The sequence below is a fragment of the Afifella aestuarii genome (assembly GCF_004023665.1).
GTDB classification, from domain to species: Bacteria; Pseudomonadota; Alphaproteobacteria; order Rhizobiales; family Afifellaceae; genus Afifella; species Afifella aestuarii.
The window spans coordinates 241,754-258,271 of the sequence record NZ_SAUF01000001.1 but is presented as its reverse complement, the minus strand read 5'-3'; the positions used below and the strand labels follow the sequence as shown (position 1 = coordinate 258,271).

Below are 16,518 nucleotides of genomic sequence, written 5' to 3'. Positions count from 1 at the left end.
CTCAGAGCTTTACGCCGCGAAATTCTTGGCGAATTTGTCGAGGATCGCCGTCAGCTTCTCACGGAGTTCGTCCGAAAGCTGCTGCTCGGTGCGGATCTGGTCGAGCACATCCTGGTGCTCGTTGCGCATCAGAACCAGGAGCCCGTCCTCGAAAGGACGCACGTCCGCAACCCTGATCTTGTCCAGATAGCCGTTGACGCCTGCATAGATGACGACGACCTGCTCCTCGGTTTTGAGCGGCGAGAACTGCGGCTGCTTCAAGAGCTCCGTCAGACGCGCACCGCGATCGAGAAGACGCTGCGTGGCGCGGTCGAGGTCGGAGCCGAACTGCGCGAACGCCGCCATTTCGCGGTACTGTGCGAGCTCGCCCTTAATCGAACCGGCAACCTGCTTCATCGCCTTGATCTGAGCCGACGAACCGACGCGCGACACCGACAGGCCGACATTCACCGCCGGACGGATGCCCTGGTAGAAGAGATCCGTCTCCAGGAAGATCTGACCATCGGTAATGGAGATGACGTTGGTCGGAATATAGGCCGACACGTCATTCGCCTGCGTTTCGATGACCGGCAAAGCCGTCAAGGAACCCGCGCCGTAATCGTCGTTCATCTTCGCCGCGCGCTCCAGGAGCCGCGAATGCAGATAGAAGACGTCGCCCGGATAGGCCTCGCGTCCTGGCGGACGACGAAGGAGCAGCGACATCTGACGATAGGCCACGGCCTGCTTGGAGAGATCGTCATAGGCGATCAGGCTGTGCATGCCGTTGTCGCGGAAGAACTCACCCATCGCGCAGCCGGTGAACGGCGCCAGATACTGCATCGGAGCAGGATCGGAGGCCGTCGCCGCGATGATGATGGAATATTCCAGCGCGCCGCGCTCTTCGAGCGTCTTGGCGAACTGCGCGACCGTCGAACGCTTCTGACCGACAGCGACGTAGATGCAATAAAGGATCCGGTCCTCGTCCTTGCGGTCCCAGGCGGGCTTCTGGTTGAGGATCGTATCGAGAATGATGGCCGACTTGCCGGTCTGGCGGTCGCCGATGATGAGCTCGCGCTGGCCACGGCCGATCGGGATGAGCGCGTCGATGGCCTTCAGGCCCGTCGACATCGGCTCGTGCACCGATTTGCGCGGGATGATGCCCGGCGCCTTCACGTCGACGCGGCGCTTCTCGGTCGATTCGATCGGGCCCTTGCCGTCGATCGGATTGCCGAGACCATCGACGACGCGTCCAAGCAGACCCTTGCCGACCGGGACTTCCACGATGGCGCCGGTCCGCTTGACGGTGGAGCCTTCCTTGATTTCCCGGTCAGAGCCGAAGATGACGACGCCGACATTGTCTTCTTCGAGGTTCAACGCCATGCCGCGGATGCCGCCGTCGAACTCGACCATCTCACCGGCCTGAACCTTGTCGAGGCCGTAGACGCGGGCGATGCCGTCACCGACGGACAGAACCTGGCCAACCTCGGTGACCTCGGCTTCCTTGCCGAAATTCTTGATCTGCTCCTTCAGGATCGAGGAGATCTCTGCGGCCCGAATATCCATCAGCTGGCCTCTTTAAGACGTGATTTCATCATGTTGAGCTTGGTCCTGAGCGAGGTGTCAATCATCTGCGAACCGAGCTTGACGACGAGGCCGCCAAGAATCGCAGGATCGACCTTAAGATCGAGATTGGCATCCTTGCCGAGGCGCTCTTTCAGCGCCGCTTTCAGGGCGCTTTTTTGCTCCTCGCTCAAGGCCTGCGCCGCTGTGACTTGTGCCGTCACCTCGCCGCGATGCTCCGCGGCACGCCGCTTGAACGACCGGATGACGCCGGGCAGCGTAAAAAGCCGCCGGTTCTGCGCCAGAACGCCGACGAAGTTCGCCGCAAGGCCAGTAATGCCTGCGCGTTCGTTCAGCACTTTCATCGCCCCGAGCTGATCCTCGGAGGAGAAAGCCGGGCTTTCGACGAGCCTGCGGAAATCGGCACTCTCGTCGAGCATCTGCGAATAGCGATCGAGATCGGCTTCGACCTGTTCGAGAGCCGATTCCTCCAGCGCCAGCTCAAACAAAGCCGCCGCATACCGATCAGCCACGCCAGATACAGGGGAGGAGGAGTCCGCCACGCGTTTCCTATCTCTTGCTAGAGCTCCGGACCGTTGCTCCGGAAGCAGGTGGGTTTAGACAACCGTGGAGGGGCCGGGGCCCCCCTCATGCCAAGCCGGGGGCCCCTTAGCACAGCGTTTTGGGGGGTGCAACACGGCGAGCGGCCCGCAGGCCGACAAACGCGGCCACCCCCTACGAAAGGTTTGCCTCCGCGGAAGCCGCCGAAAGCGCTGCTCGCTTGCCGCCCCGAGGGCCGAGACACCGGCCGATTTTGGCGATTCCCGGCAGAGAGAAACGATTAACCATTTCTTTTAACCTTTCACTGCATTGCTTGTCACCGCAACACGCAGTCAGGGGGCGGCAAATGCGTTTTGGAAAAACAGCGACAACCACACTCGCTTGCTTTTTGGGATTGGGCGTCGCAGCCCTTCACGGCACGGCACTCGCCGCAGATTTCGGCGTTTCCGAAAAGCCTGGCGCGCTCGACCGTTCCTACAGCGCCACGCTCGGGACGAGATACTGGTACGCGACCGGCAAGACCGAAAAGACGCTCTACGATTCGACCGGCGACATCAGGCTCTCCCGCCTCACCTATGACGATCTCGATACCCATGCCGGAGAAGTCTTCGGTGACATCACCAATGATGGGATTTTCGCCAAGGGCAATGCCGGCCTCGGTTGGAGCCTGCGCGGCTCGCTGCAGGACGAAGATTTCCCGCCGGTCATTCCGGATTATTCGAGCACGAAAAGCGATCAGGACGACGGTCACGTCTATTACGTCACCATCGACGGCGGCAAATACCTCGTCGAACGGCCGAACATGCGTCTTGGCGTGTTTGCTGGCTACAATTGGCTGCGCCAGCAGGTGCACGCCTACGGATGCCAGCAGGAAGCCGCTTTTGAGATCTGCATGCCCGGCGATGTGCCCGACGGCGCAAAAGTCATCTCGCAGGAGAACGACTGGCACTCGGCACGCATCGGCCTGAAAGCCGATGCGCTCATCGGCGACCGCATTCTGCTGAGCGCTGAGGGCGCAATTCTCCCCTACGTCTATCTCGACGGAGCCGACACGCATCATCTGCGACCCGACCTCGCCGGTTCGATCCCCGAAACCGGTACCGGCTGGGGCTACCAGCTTGAGGGAATGGTCAATTACCGGCTGACCGACAGCTTCGCGATCGGCCTCGGCGGCCGCTACTGGCATATGGAGACCGACGGCAATTCGCATTTTGAAAACGTCGCTGCGGGCGGCACGGCTCAGGACGAAGACTGGTCGGTCGATATGTTTGGCGTGACTGCACAGGCCGCTATCACCTTCTGACGAACCGACTCCGCGGGCGGCCCACCGCCCGCGCTTCCTCACATCATCGTTATCGCCCGGACGTTGCTCGGAAAACGAGCGCGACCTCTCCTCATGAGGATCACAGAAAGCTCTGCGGGTCGACATCGACGGAGACCCTCACACTGCCACGCGCTTTTGGGGCCGCAGCGAGCCAGGCCCGCAGCCAGCGGTGCAACTGGTTGGACGAGCCCGCGCGTGCCAGAAGCCGAAAACGGTAGCGGCCTCGGATGAGCGCCAGCGGCGCTTCGGCCGGCCCCAGGAGCTCTACCCCCTCTTCGCGCGGCGCAGCCCGCGCCATCGCCCGCGCATGCTCCTGGGCCGCCGCGCGCTCCGGGCCGCTGACGATGATCCCGGCAAGGCGCGAAAACGGCGGCAGGGCGCCCCGGCGCCGGCTTTCCACCTCCGCCTCGAAGAACGCCTCCGGCTGGCCGCCCGCCAGCGCCGTCATGACCGGATGGCCGGGCTGCCAGGTCTGCAGGAAAGCCCGGCTTGACTGGCCGGCCCGTCCGGCCCGGCCCGCGACCTGAGTCAAAAGCTGGAAGGTGCGCTCCGCCGCGCGCGGATCGCCCTGCGCCAGGCCGAGATCGGCATCGACGACGCCGACGAGCGTAAGTTTCGGAAAATTGTGACCTTTGGCGACGAGCTGCGTGCCGATGATGATGTCGGCTTCGCCCTTTTCGACGGCGGCGAGCTCCAGCCGCAGCCGCTGCACGCCGCCGGCAAGATCGCTCGACAAGACGAGGCTCCTCGCCTCCGGAAAAAGATCGAGCGCCTCTTCCTGCAGCCGCTCCACCCCGGGCCCGCAGGCGACGAGACTGTCCTCTGCGCCGCAAGCGGGACAGGCTTCCGGGCGCCTTTCTTCATGGCCGCAATGATGGCAGGCGAGCACGCCGCGAAACCGATGTTCGACGAGCCAGGTCGAACAATTCGGGCAGGTGAAGCGGTGACCGCAATGGCGGCAGAGCGTCAAAGGGGCGTAACCGCGGCGGTTGAGGAAGAGAAGTGCCTGGTGGCCCTGCGCCAGGGTCTGCCGGACGGCTTCGACGAGCTTTGGTGACAGGGAGCGGCCGCGCTCCGGCGGCGCTTCGCGCAGATCGACGACGTCAACGTCGGGCAGGCCCGCCCCGCTGTAGCGCTGGTCGAGATGGATATGACGGTAGCGCCCGCGCTGCGCGTTGACCCGACTTTCGACGGACGGGGTCGCCGACGACAGCACCACCGGGAAGCCGGCGAGATGGCCATAAGCGACGGCCATGTCCCGGGCATGGTAGATGACGCCCTCTTCCTGCTTGTAGGCACCGTCATGCTCTTCATCGACGACGATGAGGCCGAGTTCGCAAAACGGCAGGAAGAGGGCCGAGCGTGCCCCGACGACGGCGCGAACCGTCCCGTCGGCAACCCCGCGCCAGACGCGTTCGCGCAATTTCGGCGACATCTCAGAATGCCATTCGGCCGGCGGCGAGCCGAAGCGAGCGGCGAAACGTTCAAGCGCCTGCGAGGTCAGGGCGATTTCCGGCATCAAAATCAAAACCTGGCGGCCCTTTTCGAGAGCCTCCGCCGCGGCCTCGAAAAACACCTCGGTCTTGCCGGCACCGGTCACGCCGTCGATGAGAGCGACCGAAAACGCCTCATCTCGCACCAGCGCGCGCAATTGCGCGCCGGCCTCGGCCTGCGCGTCGGAGAGCTCCGGTGGGGCGAAATCTGGGATCGGCGGGCGCGTGACCGGGCGCGGCGACAGAAGCACCATCTCCAGCGCGCCCTGTTTGACGAGCCCGTCGACGACTGAAGCAGAAACGCCGGCCGCGGTGGCAAGGCCGCTTTTCGACCAGGCAAGGCCGTCGCCCGCCAGATCGAGAACGCGCTGGCGGGCGGCGGTCGACCGGTCTGGCGCCATCCCCGTTACGCGCACGGCCGCAACCGGCTTTTCCGGGGCGAGCGCCGCCGTCACGCGCAGCGCCATACGCAACACCATGCCTGGCGGCGACAATGTGTAATCGGCGACGAAATCGATCAGGCGCATCAGTGGACGCGGCAGCGGCAAGGCCGGAAGAACCGCTGCGATCGGCTTCAGTCTCGCGGTGTTGAGCTTTTGCGGCGCCTCGTCGTCCCAGACGACACCCAAGACCTCGCGCGCACCGAGCGGCACGACGACGATCGTTCCGGGATCGAGCGGGCGGTCGGCGAGATAGGTGTAGCTGCACTCCAGGGCATAAGGGAGAAGCACCTGGAGCGGAAACGTATCAGGCAAGCGAGCCTCGGCTTTCGTTAAATCCGCTTAACGAGCCTAAACGCTCGCCGAAGCGCCTTCCAAGCGCGCCCCGCCGCGATTCGCAAGCATGAAGCAAAATCGCAAGCTCCCGAACCGCAGCGAAGATGAGGAGCGTCCAGGAATGTTGGAACCGCGCATGGCCTCTTCAGTTGGCTAGGCAAACCAAGCGGATCTTTCTTGCCGGAACTCTCTCTGACTTTCGCTGTCGGGCTCTTCGTCGTAGCCGCGGCCACCATCGCCTATATCGGCACGAAGCTCACGTCGGTCGCCGACGTTCTGGCCGACCGTACGGGTCTCGGCGAGGCGATCGCGGGCGCGGTGCTTCTGGGCGCGACGACGTCGGCGGCAGGCACGGTAACCTCCGTTACGGCCGCCGCGACCGGCAACGTCGACCTCGCTTATGCCAATTCGCTTGGCGGCATCGCTGCGCAGACCGCGTTTCTAGCCCTTGCCGACATCGCCTATAGGAAAGCCAATCTGGAACATGCGGCCGCCGACCCGACCAATCTCTCACAATCGGCGCTGCTCATCCTTCTCCTCAGCATCCCGATGATTGCCGGCGTGCTCCCGCCGGTCACCTTCTTCGGCGTGCATCCGGCGAGCATCATCCTGATCGCAATCTACATTTTCGGCCTGAGGCTCGGCCGCCAGGACCGGGATCAGCCAATGTGGAAGCCGTTCGATACCGACGAGACCCGGCACGACATGCCGGAAGAAGACGAGAAAGGCCGCTCCACGCTCAACCTGGCGCTTTCATTTGCGGGCATGGTGATCGTCGTTGCCATCGCGGGCTACGTGGTGGCGGAGACCGGAACAACGATCGCCCAAAAGACCGGCATCAGCGGCAGCGTCGTCGGCGCTTTGATGACGGCGACCGTCACCTCGCTGCCTGAGCTCGTGACCACGCTCGCCGCGGTGCGGCGGGGCGCCTTGCAGCTCGCCCTCGGCGGCATCATCGGTGGCAACACGTTCGACGTTCTCTTCCTGTCGGCGGCCGACGTCGCCTATCGCGACGGGTCGATTTACAACGCCATCGATCCCTCGACGCAATTCTGGGCACTGATCGGCATCGCCATGACCGCCGTGCTCCTCCTCGGTCTCATCCGGCGTGAGCGCTACGGCTTTGCCAATGTCGGTTTCGAAACAGTGGGAATTCTCGTGCTTTATGTGGGGGCCGTGCTCGCCTCCGCGTTGGCGCTTTAAGGACGTTGCGACAACCGCCTGGTGCGAAACCCGCGAAGGCCGCAGGGCGCCTTTGCAAGACCTCCATGCACTCTGTGCCTTCAAAGGGGCAAACGAAAGTTCTAGAGAGGGCGGACGATTATCACGCGCGACGACAAGCGCAGCGATGAGGCAAACGCTATGAAATTCTTCGTGGACACCGCCGACACCGCCGAGATCCGCGAGCTTGCAGAAGCCGGGCTCCTCGACGGCGTCACCACCAACCCCTCGCTGATCATGAAGGCGGGGCGCCCGATCACCGACGTCATCGCAGAGATCTGCGATCTCGTATCCGGACCGGTGTCGGCCGAAGTGGCGGCAACCGATTACGACACGATGCTGAAGGAGGGCCGCAAACTCGCCGAGATCGCCGACAATGTGGCGATCAAGGTGCCCCTGACATTGGACGGTCTCAAAGCCTGCCGCACCTTCGCGGACGAGGGCCGGATGGTGAATGTCACTTTGTGCTTTTCCGCCAATCAGGCCCTGCTCGCGGCCAAGGCCGGCGCGGCGTTCATCTCCCCCTTCATCGGTCGCCTCGACGACATCAATCTCGACGGCATGGAGCTGATCGAAGAGATCCGCATCATCTACGACAATTATCCGAACTTCGAGACGGAGATCCTGGCGGCCTCCGTGCGCACGCCCAACCATGTGAAGCAGGCGGCGATGATCGGCGCCGATGTGGTGACGGTGCCGCCGCAGGTGCTGCGCTCCCTCATCAAGCACCCGCTCACCGACAAGGGTCTCGAGGCCTTCCTTGCGGATTGGAAGAAGGCGGGTCAGTCAATCCTCTGACTCATATGGAAAAGGGCGTCGATACAACGTCTTACGTCCCTACGCATTTGTTTAACCATGGCGCGTGATACTCGCGCCATGGCCTCCAAAGACGCATTCCTTGTCGCGCTCGCACCCGACCTCGCCGCACTCCTGCAGCGCTGGCTGAGCTATCTCCGCGACGAGAGGCGATTGTCGCCAAAGACACTCGAAGCCTATGAGCGCGATCTTTCGCAGCTGGCGCAGTTTCTGACGAAGCATCTCGGCGCACCGCCGGCAACTGCCGACATCGCCGCTTTGACGCCGGCCGATATCCGCGCCTTCCTCGCCGCTCGGCGCGCATCCGGCGCAGGCTCGCGCAGCCTCGCCCGCCAGCTCGCCGCCTGCCGCTCGCTAGCCCGCTTCTGTGCCCGGCACGACATCCCGACCACCTCGGCTTTCGAGGCCGTGCGCAGTCCGAAGCAGAAGAAAAGCCTTCCGAAGGCGCTCTCCGTCACCGATACCCTGACGCTGACGGACGCCGCCGACACATTGACCGAAGAGCCCTGGCTCGCCGCCCGCGACCGCGCCGTCCTTCTGCTTCTTTACGGCAGCGGCCTGCGCATCTCCGAAGCACTCGGCATTTCGCGGGCCGATGCCCCTATCGGAGGCCGCGATACACTTCGTGTCACCGGCAAGGGAGGCAAGACGCGGATCGTGCCGGTGCTGCCGAAGGTGAGCGAGGCGATCGAAGCCTATATCCGCCTCTGCCCCTACCTTCTGGCGCCGAGCGAGCCCCTGTTTCGCGGCGCCAAGGGTGGTTCCCTGTCGCCCCGCATCGTCCAAAAACTGGTGGAACGGCTTCGATCTGCCCTGGGTCTCGAGCCGAGCGTCACGCCACATGCGCTGCGCCACTCATTCGCCACGCATCTTCTTGGCGACGGCGGCGATCTCAGGACGATCCAGGAGCTTCTGGGTCATGCGAGCCTGTCGACGACACAGATCTATACCAATGTCGATGCGGCCCGGCTTCTCGATATCTATGCAAAGGCGCATCCCCGTGCCGCGCATCAACGGCATTCGTGAGACGTCTTCTTGCGTCATCACGTTTTCGAGATGACGAATATTGAGGCAGAATCGATCTTAGCGCGGCCTTCTTTCCGCCCTAACTTTCCTCGTCGGACGTGAGCGAAAGCTTTGTCCGCGGAGAGACAAGAGGGAACAAGGAGAGAGATTCATGCGCAAGGTTTTGACATGCGTCAGCGCGACCGCCGCCTTCCTCCTGCTGGCATCTGCTGCCAGCGCCGATTGCAGCTTTCACCGGCAGCAGGTGATGGCCTCCAAAGCGCCGGTTGCTGAGGAAAAGGTGGCGATGGCAACCACCCCCACACCACTTTCGCAAGTCGCGACCCGCAGCGAACGCAACGCCGCTCCAAAAAAAGAGTGTGCGGCGGGCGATACGGCCTGCACGGGCGGAACCAAATAGGGCCCGGCACGTTTTTCACGTACTCCAGTCCAGGTTGCCAATAGCAACCGGATAACGTCTGCGCCGGCCGAAGAGCCGGCGCTTTTTTTTGCCTTGCCGCTTTTCGCCATCCCTGGTGGCCCGGCCCAACGCCATCGCCCTAGGCCGAGTTTCGCAGGGACCACGCCGACAGGGGCAAGGCTGAGGGCAGTCCTGCCCTCAGATATGAACGGGTTTGAACCAGGCCGCCATCGCCGCTTCGCGAACGGCTTCAGACATCGTCGGATGCGCATGGCAGGTGCGTGCAAGGTCTTCTGCGGCACCTGAGAATTCCATGAGGACAGCCGCCTCGTGAATCATTTCGCCGGCGCCGCGCCCGACGATATGCACGCCGAGCACCTGGTCCGTCTTCTCGTCGGCCAGGACTTTCACAAAACCGTCCGTGGCATTCATCGCACGGGCGCGCCCGTTGGCGCTAAACGGGAATTTGCCGCTGCGATAGGCGATACCGGCGTCCTTCAGCTCCTCTTCAGAGCGCCCGACGACGGCGATTTCCGGCTCCGTATAGACGACGCTCGGAATCACCTCGTAATTCACGTGGCCCTTCTGGCCGGCGAGGATTTCGGCAACGGCCGTGCCTTCGTCCTCCGCCTTATGGGCGAGCATCGGTCCGGCGATCGCGTCGCCGATCGCGTAGATGCCCTCGACATTCGTCTTGTAATCCTTGGCGGTGGCAACGCGGCCGCGCTCGTCGAGCGCGACCCCCGCCTCTTCGAGCCCGAGCCCCGCCGTATAGGGACGCCGGCCGATCGCCACGAGCACGATATCGGCATCGAGCTTCTCCGCATCCCCGCCCTTGACCGGCTCGACGGAGACACGCAGGCCCTTCTTTTCGGTTTCGACGCCCGTCACCTTGGTGCCGAGACGGAAGTCGATCCCCTGCTTCTTGAAAAGCCGCTGGGCCTGTTTGGCCACCTCCCCGTCCATGCCGGGCAGGATGCGATCGAGGAATTCCACGACCGTGACCTTCGCCCCGAGCCGCCGCCACACGGAACCGAGTTCGAGCCCGATGATGCCGGCACCGACGACGACGAGCTTCTCCGGTACCTTGCCGAGCTTCAACGCGCCGGTCGAGGACACGATCTTCTTCTCGTCCACTTCGACGCCCGGCAAGGGTGCCGATTCGGACCCGGTCGCGATGACGATCGCCTTGGTGGAAAGGCGCGTCGCCTCTCCCTTCTCGGGCGTCACTTCGACCTCACCAGCCTGAACGATGCGGCCGACGCCCTCGAACGTGTCGATTTTGTTCTTCTTGAAGAGGTAGGCGACGCCGTCGACATTCGACTTCACCGTCTTGTCCTTGTGCGCCAGCATCGCTTCGAGATCGAGCTCCGGCTTCACCTTGATGCCGAAATCGGCGAAGCCATGCGCCGCCTGCTCGAACATCTCGGAGGTGTGGAGAAGCGCCTTGGAAGGAATGCAGCCGACATTGAGACAGGTGCCGCCGAAGGTCGGGCGCTTTTCCACGACTGCCGTCTTGAGCCCGAGCTGTGCGGCGCGGATGGCGCAGACGTAGCCGCCCGGTCCGCTGCCGATGACGATGAGATCGTAGGTGTCAGGCATGTCGGCTGATTACTCCAGAATTCTCGAAGGATAGGTCACTAAGGTAGGTGGCCGCCCTGCCGCATCAACGACTGGCGAAAGCGAGACGCAGGCCGAAACCGGCAAATGCGATGGCCACCGTTCGCTGCAGCCAGCGCATAAGCCGTGCGTTTTGCAAGACCTTTGCACGCATGGCAGCCGCAAACACGCCATAGAGGACGAAAACGACGAAGGTCATCGCCATGAACAGAAGAGACAGGACGAGGAGTTCACCTGTCGGCGAGACTTCCCCCGGCGTGATGAACTGCGGCAGGAAGGCGACGAAGAAGATCGACAGCTTCGGGTTGAGAACATTGATGAGAATACCGTTGCGCACGATCGATAGCGCACGCTTCGGCGTCTCCTCTCGGCCCGAAAGCGCCAGCGGTCCCGCGGATTTGAGCGTCTGCCAGGCGAGATAGAGAAGATAGGCAACGCCCAGATATTTTATGAAGGCGAAGAGCGTGGCGCTCGCATGCAGAAGCGCAGCAAGGCCGAGGATCGAAGCTGTCAGATGCGGCACGATGCCGAGCGTACAGCCGAAGGCGGCGATGATTGCGCGCCGTTGCCCGCCGGACAAACCAGCCGCCAGCGTATAGACGACACCGGTGCCGGGAATGAGGATGATCAAAAGCGAAGTGACGAAGAATTCGACACTCATGGGCCCCCCTTGTCTCGCGGCCCCGACCCTACAGCGCCGGACCTAGAAGAAGAGCGCCCATAGCATCAGCAAAATGCCGCCGACGGAAATCGTCCATACGATGCTGCGGATATAAGGAATACCGAGAAGATAGAGCGGCAGATAGACGATACGCGCCCAGAACCAGACATGCGCGCCGATCGCCCCGAGGCCGCCCGTCTTGTCGGTCACGGCAAGGGCCAGCGCCATCGCGACAAAGGCCGGATACGTCTCGAGAAAATTCTTGAGCGCCCGCGACGAACGTCCGGCCATGACGCCCCAGGCCTTGTTGCCCTCGTCGCGCGGGCTCGCATTGTAATCGAGCCCCGTCTCCCGCGTCGCCGCGCCGGACTGAACGATGATGTGGACGATGAGAAGGATGACGCTCCAGCCAAGGAGCGTCATCTCAACGGGTAGACCGGTCGCTGCCGCTTCCATTCAAGCCCCCTGATGATGCCTCAAAGATCGAGCACGAGACGCTGCGGATCTTCGATGGCTTCCTTGATGCGGACGAGGAACGTCACGGCTTCCTGGCCATCGACGACGCGGTGATCGTAGGAGAGCGCCAGATACATCATCGGGCGGACCACGACCTGACCGTTCCTGACGACCGGCCGCTCCTCGATGCGGTGCATGCCGAGAATGCCCGATTGCGGCGCGTTGAGGATCGGCGTCGACATCAAAGAGCCGTAGACCCCGCCATTGGAAATGGTGAAGGTGCCGCCCTGCATGTCCTGAAGGGTGAGCGAACCGTCGCGCGCCTTCTTGCCGAGGGAGCCGATCTCCTTCTCGATTTCGGCCACCGACATGTCCTGCGCATCACGCACGACCGGCACGACGAGGCCCTTGTCCGTCCCGACGGCCACGCCGATGTGGTAATAGTTCTTGTAGACGAGGTCGGTGCCATCGATCTCGGCATTGACGGCCGGGATCTCCTTGAGCGCGGCCACCGCCGCCTTCACGAAAAAGCCCATGAAGCCGAGCCGGACGCCATGCTTCTTCTCGAAGAGGTCGCGGTAGGTCTTCCGGAGATCCATGACGGCGCCCATATCCACGTCGTTGAACGTGGTGAGCATCGCCGCGGTGTTCTGTGCCTCTTTCAGCCGCCGCGCGATGGTCTGGCGGAGGCGGGTCATCTTCACCCGTTCTTCACGCACCTCGTCGGCTTCCGGCGACGGGGCGCGAGGTGCCGAGGGCTTCGCCTGCGGCTGCTCGGAACCCTGTTCGAGCGCCTTCAGCACATCGCCTTTGAGAACCTGGCCCTTCTTGCCGGATCCATCCATATCGGCTGCGGCGAGGCCCTTTTCTGCCATCATTTTGGCCGCGGAAGGCGCGGGCTTGCGCTCGCCGGCAGCAGGTGCCGCTTCCGTCTTCTCGGCCTTGGGCGCCGGAGCTTCCGCCGTCTTCGCCCCCTTGGCGCCGACGCGGATGCGGCCGAGAACCTGACCGACAGTCACCGTCTCACCCTGCTTTTTGATGATCTCAGCCAGGACACCGGCGGCCTGCGCCGGGATCTCCTGCGCCGCCTTGTCCGTCTCGAGCTCGACGACGGCCTCGTCGAGAGCGACCTCGTCGCCCTCCTGCTTCAGCCATTCGCCGACATCGGCCTCCGTCACGCTTTCACCCGCGGAGGGAACGACGATGTCAATCAGCTCGCCTTCCCCGCCCTCATCCTCTGCGGCCGGCGCGGCACTCGGCGCCGCGGCGGATTTCTCCGCCTTGCCGCTGCCATCAGACGCTGCGGCAGCCGGCTTCTCGGCCGGTTTGGCCTTGCTGTCGCCCGCGGCGATGGAGCCGAGAAGCGTGCCGACTTCGACGGTCTCGCCAGCCTTGACGACGATCGATTCCAGCGTGCCTTCGGAAGGCGCAGGCACTTCCACCGTGACCTTGTCGGTTTCAAGTTCGACGAGGGGCTCGTCGCGAGACACCGTCTCGCCTTCCTTTTTGAACCACTGGCCGACGGTGGCTTCCGTGACCGATTCGCCAAGCGTCGGAACCTTGATGTCCGTTGTCATTGATCGTCCCGTTTCGTCGCGCCGTTGCGGCGCCTGTCATAAGCTACAATGGAGCGCCCGGCCTATTCGCCGAGCGCCTCGTCGAGAAATTTCGCCCGCTGCTGCAGATGCCGCGACATGACGCCGGTCGCGGTCGCCGCCGAAGCCGGCCGGCCGGCGTAGCGCGGCTTCTCTTGCGACAACTCCAGCGTGTTCAGGATATTGACCAGGCGCGGCTTCACGAAAGCCCATCCGCCCATATTTTTCGGCTCTTCCTGGCACCAGACGAGCTCTGCGTTCGGAAAGCGTGCCATCTGCTTGGTGAGCGCCGTCATCGGGAACGGATAAAACTGTTCCAGCCGCAAGAGATAGACATCGTCGATGCCGCGTTCTTCGCGCTCCTCGAAGAGGTCGTAATAGACTTTGCCGGAGGAGACGACGACACGGCGGATGTCCGCGTCCGGCTTCAAGCGGATGCCCTCGCCCTCGTTGCGATCGGCATCGTCGAAGAGAATCCGATGGAAGGACGTGTCCTTGACGAATTCATCAAGCTTGGACACTGCCCGCTTGTGGCGCAGCAGGCTCTTCGGCGTCATCAAAATGAGTGGCTTGCGGAAATTGCGGTGCAGCTGACGGCGCAGAATGTGGAAGTAGTTGGCAGGCGTCGTGCAATTGGCGACCTGCATATTGTCTTCCGCGCACATCTGCAGGAAGCGCTCCAGCCGGGCGGAGGAATGCTCCGGCCCCTGCCCTTCATAACCATGCGGCAGGAGGCAGACGAGACCCGACATTCTGAGCCATTTGCGCTCGGCCGACGAGATGAACTGATCGAAGATCACCTGCGCGCCGTTGGCGAAATCGCCGAACTGCGCTTCCCAGAGGGTCAAGCCGCGCGGCTCGGAAACCGAATAGCCGTATTCGAACCCGAGCACGGCCTCTTCCGATAGCATCGAATTGACGACCTCGAAGGTCTCCTGCTTGCGCCCGAGATTGTTGAGCGACACGTAGCGCTCTTCCGTCTCCTGATCGTAGAGGACAGTGTGGCGCTGCGAGAAGGTGCCACGCTCCACGTCCTGGCCGGAAAGCCGCACTTTGTGGCCCTCAGAAAGCAGGCTGCCAAAGGCGAGCGCCTCGCCCATCGCCCAGTCGATGCCCTCGCCCGTTTCCAGCATCTTGCGCCGGTTGTCGAGGAAGCGCCGGATGGTCTTGTGGATCTTGAAATCCTTCGGCGCTTCGGTCAGCGCCATGCCGATCTGGTTGAGGCGGTCAAGCTCGACGCCCGTGCGCCCGACCCGGCGCTCGTCGGAGGCTTTCGGCGTCGTCAGCCCCATCCACATGCCGTCGAGCCAGTCGGCCTTGTTCGGCTTGTAGTTCTGGCCGAGCTCGAACTCCTCGTCGAGATGCGCGCGCCACTCGGCCTTGCGCTCTTCGATCTGTTCTTCGCTCGTCAGCCCCTCTTCGATCAGCTTCTTGCCGTAAATGGACAATGTCGAGGGATGCTTGCGGATCTCCCGATACATCAGCGGCTGCGTGAAGCTCGGCTCGTCGGATTCGTTGTGCCCGAAGCGCCGGTAGCAGAACATGTCGATGACGACCGGCTTCTTGAAGCGCTGGCGGAATTCCGTCGCCACCTTCGCGGCAAACACCACCGCCTCCGGATGGTCTCCGTTCACGTGGAAGATCGGCGCCTCGATCATCTTCGCGACATCGGAGGGATAAGGCGAAGAGCGCGACAGGCGCGGATTGGTGGTGAAGCCGATCTGGTTGTTGATGATGAAATGGATCGAGCCGCCGGTGCGATGGCCCCTGAGGCCGGAAAGCCCGAAGCATTCCGCGACAACGCCCTGGCCGGCAAAGGCCGCATCACCGTGAATGAGGAGCGGCAGAACGCTCGAGCGCTCGCGAATTCCCTCCTCGTTCGGGTCTTCCCAGCGATCCTGCTTGGCGCGGGATTTTCCGAGCACCACCGGATCGACGATCTCCAGGTGCGACGGGTTGGCGGTGAGGCCGAGATGCACCTTGTTGCCGTCGAATTCCCGGTCGGAGGAAGCGCCGAGATGGTACTTCACGTCGCCCGACCCTTCGACGTCGTCAGGCTGCGCCGAGCCGCCCTTGAACTCGTGGAAGATGGCGTGCAGCGGCTTGCCCATAACAAGGCCGAGCACATTGAGCCGGCCGCGATGCGCCATACCGAAGGCGATTTCCCGCAAGCCGAGATGACCGCCGCGCTTGATGATCTGCTCAAGCGCCGGGATCAGCGCTTCCGAACCGTCGAGGCCGAAGCGCTTGGTGCCGGTATACTTGATATCGAGAAACTTCTCGAAGCCTTCCGCCTCGATCAGCTTGTTGAGGATGGCCCGCTTGCCTTCCTCGGTGAAGGTGATCTCCTTGTCCGGGCCCTCGATGCGCTCCTGAATCCATCCCTTCTCGTCCGGGGCGGAGATATGCATGAATTCGACGCCGAGCGTCGAACAATAGGTGCGCCGAAGGATCGCCAGCATTTGCGGAATGGTGGCGAATTCGAGCCCGAGAACCCAATCGAGGAAGATCGGCCGCTCGTAATCGGCTTCGGTGAAACCGTAGGAGGAGGGATGCAGCTCCTCGTGGTCGCGCATGGCGGCGATGCCGAGCGGATCGAGGTTCGCGTGGAAATGTCCGCGCATGCGATAGGCGCGGATCATCATCAGTGCGCGGACGGAATCTCGGGTCGCCTGCAGGACTTCCGGCTCGGAGAGATCGACGCCGGCCTTCTGCGCCTTGGCACGGATCTTCGTATCGATATGCCGCTCGACGCCCTGCCAATTGCCATCGAGAGCGGAGACGAGTTCCCCGTTTGCGACGATCGGCCAGTCGGGTCGCTGCCAGGGCGCGCCCCGTGCCTCACGGATGACGTCGTTCTTCTCGTCCTTCAGCTCTTGAAAAAAATCCCGCCATCCGTCGCCGACGGAGGCAGGATCGTCCTGGTAACGCGCATAAAGCTGCTCCAGGTATTCGGCGTTGCCGCCATAAAGAAACGAAGATTGTCGGAGGGCTTCGTTCGAGATTTGCCGTGCCATAGCCTTCCGCAGG

At 63.1% G+C, this 16,518-nt stretch carries 13 protein-coding genes; 5 read left to right on the top strand and 8 right to left on the bottom strand.

Annotation, left to right across the window (positions count from 1 at the left end):
- Window positions 1–9 precede the first annotated feature (9 nt).
- Both atpA and EO094_RS01125 read right to left on the bottom strand, forming a co-directional pair.
- Window positions 10–1,542, bottom strand: coding sequence for a F0F1 ATP synthase subunit alpha (gene atpA / locus EO094_RS01130; protein WP_128290523.1), 1,533 nt, complete (start codon window positions 1,540–1,542; stop codon window positions 10–12).
- Window positions 1,542–2,102, bottom strand: a complete 561-nt coding sequence (locus EO094_RS01125) for a F0F1 ATP synthase subunit delta (protein ID WP_128290522.1) — start codon at window positions 2,100–2,102, stop codon at window positions 1,542–1,544. Before EO094_RS01125 ends, atpA begins: the two co-directional genes overlap by 1 nt.
- Before the next feature lie 344 nt (window positions 2,103–2,446).
- On the opposite strand from EO094_RS01125, the gene EO094_RS01120 reads away from it, so the two are divergent.
- A complete protein-coding gene (locus tag EO094_RS01120) occupies window positions 2,447–3,403 on the top strand; it encodes an omptin family outer membrane protease (protein WP_128290521.1) in 957 nt (318 codons plus the stop codon).
- A gap of 100 nt (window positions 3,404–3,503) precedes the next feature.
- Here the strand turns inward: EO094_RS01120 and EO094_RS01115 are convergent, their stop codons facing one another.
- Window positions 3,504–5,672: a primosomal protein N' gene (locus EO094_RS01115; protein WP_128290520.1), complete on the bottom strand. Its 2,169-nt coding sequence runs from the start codon at window positions 5,670–5,672 to the stop codon at window positions 3,504–3,506.
- A 198-nt stretch (window positions 5,673–5,870) separates the two neighbouring features.
- Here EO094_RS01115 and EO094_RS01110 point away from each other — a divergent pair, with 198 nt between their 5' ends.
- The 4 genes from EO094_RS01110 (at window position 5,871) to EO094_RS01095 (ending at window position 9,156) form a co-directional block, all read left to right on the top strand.
- On the top strand, window positions 5,871–6,896 hold the full coding sequence (locus EO094_RS01110) for a sodium:calcium antiporter (RefSeq protein WP_128290519.1): 1,026 nt from the start codon (window positions 5,871–5,873) through the stop codon (window positions 6,894–6,896).
- Window positions 6,897–7,055: 159 nt separating this feature from the next.
- Window positions 7,056–7,712: a fructose-6-phosphate aldolase gene (gene fsa, locus EO094_RS01105; RefSeq protein ID WP_128290518.1), complete on the top strand. Its 657-nt coding sequence runs from the start codon at window positions 7,056–7,058 to the stop codon at window positions 7,710–7,712.
- Window positions 7,713–7,790: 78 nt separating this feature from the next.
- The gene (locus EO094_RS01100) at window positions 7,791–8,756 is read left to right on the top strand and encodes a tyrosine recombinase XerC (RefSeq protein ID WP_128290517.1); all 966 of its coding nucleotides are present in this window, start codon (window positions 7,791–7,793) and stop codon (window positions 8,754–8,756) included.
- A gap of 151 nt (window positions 8,757–8,907) precedes the next feature.
- On the top strand, window positions 8,908–9,156 hold the full coding sequence (locus EO094_RS01095) for a hypothetical protein (RefSeq protein WP_128290516.1): 249 nt from the start codon (window positions 8,908–8,910) through the stop codon (window positions 9,154–9,156).
- A 198-nt stretch (window positions 9,157–9,354) separates the two neighbouring features.
- On the opposite strand, the gene lpdA is transcribed toward EO094_RS01095, so the two are convergent.
- The 5 genes from lpdA to EO094_RS01070 all read right to left on the bottom strand — a co-directional run bounded on the left by lpdA (window position 9,355) and on the right by EO094_RS01070 (window position 16,505).
- Window positions 9,355–10,758, bottom strand: coding sequence for a dihydrolipoyl dehydrogenase (gene lpdA, locus EO094_RS01090; protein WP_128290515.1), 1,404 nt, complete (start codon window positions 10,756–10,758; stop codon window positions 9,355–9,357).
- A 64-nt stretch (window positions 10,759–10,822) separates the two neighbouring features.
- Entirely contained in the window at window positions 10,823–11,437 is a 615-nt protein-coding gene (locus EO094_RS01085; RefSeq protein ID WP_128290514.1) for a LysE family translocator, read from the bottom strand.
- A gap of 42 nt (window positions 11,438–11,479) precedes the next feature.
- A complete protein-coding gene (locus EO094_RS01080) occupies window positions 11,480–11,893 on the bottom strand; it encodes an MAPEG family protein (protein ID WP_128290513.1) in 414 nt (137 codons plus the stop codon).
- A gap of 20 nt (window positions 11,894–11,913) precedes the next feature.
- Complete coding sequence (gene odhB / locus EO094_RS01075; protein ID WP_128290512.1) at window positions 11,914–13,470, bottom strand: 2-oxoglutarate dehydrogenase complex dihydrolipoyllysine-residue succinyltransferase; 1,557 nt, start codon at window positions 13,468–13,470, stop codon at window positions 11,914–11,916.
- A gap of 62 nt (window positions 13,471–13,532) precedes the next feature.
- Window positions 13,533–16,505 carry a 2-oxoglutarate dehydrogenase E1 component gene (locus EO094_RS01070; protein ID WP_128290511.1) on the bottom strand — a complete coding sequence of 991 codons (2,973 nt, stop codon included), beginning with the start codon at window positions 16,503–16,505 and terminating at the stop codon, window positions 13,533–13,535.
- Window positions 16,506–16,518: the final 13 nt, after the last annotated feature.

What these genes read in the sequence shown, in the direction of transcription:
- atpA (WP_128290523.1), bottom strand. Translation starts at nt 1,542, where the DNA reads ATGGATATTCGGGCCGCAGAGATCTCCTCGATCCTGAAGGAGCAGATC.
- fsa (WP_128290518.1), top strand. Translation starts at nt 7,056, where the DNA reads ATGAAATTCTTCGTGGACACCGCCGACACCGCCGAGATCCGCGAGCTT.
- odhB (WP_128290512.1), bottom strand. Translation starts at nt 13,470, where the DNA reads ATGACAACGGACATCAAGGTTCCGACGCTTGGCGAATCGGTCACGGAA.
- lpdA (WP_128290515.1), bottom strand. Translation starts at nt 10,758, where the DNA reads ATGCCTGACACCTACGATCTCATCGTCATCGGCAGCGGACCGGGCGGC.
- EO094_RS01085 (WP_128290514.1), bottom strand. Translation starts at nt 11,437, where the DNA reads ATGAGTGTCGAATTCTTCGTCACTTCGCTTTTGATCATCCTCATTCCC.
- EO094_RS01070 (WP_128290511.1), bottom strand. Translation starts at nt 16,505, where the DNA reads ATGGCACGGCAAATCTCGAACGAAGCCCTCCGACAATCTTCGTTTCTT.
- EO094_RS01095 (WP_128290516.1), top strand. Translation starts at nt 8,908, where the DNA reads ATGCGCAAGGTTTTGACATGCGTCAGCGCGACCGCCGCCTTCCTCCTG.
- EO094_RS01120 (WP_128290521.1), top strand. Translation starts at nt 2,447, where the DNA reads ATGCGTTTTGGAAAAACAGCGACAACCACACTCGCTTGCTTTTTGGGA.
- EO094_RS01100 (WP_128290517.1), top strand. Translation starts at nt 7,791, where the DNA reads ATGGCCTCCAAAGACGCATTCCTTGTCGCGCTCGCACCCGACCTCGCC.
- EO094_RS01080 (WP_128290513.1), bottom strand. Translation starts at nt 11,893, where the DNA reads ATGGAAGCGGCAGCGACCGGTCTACCCGTTGAGATGACGCTCCTTGGC.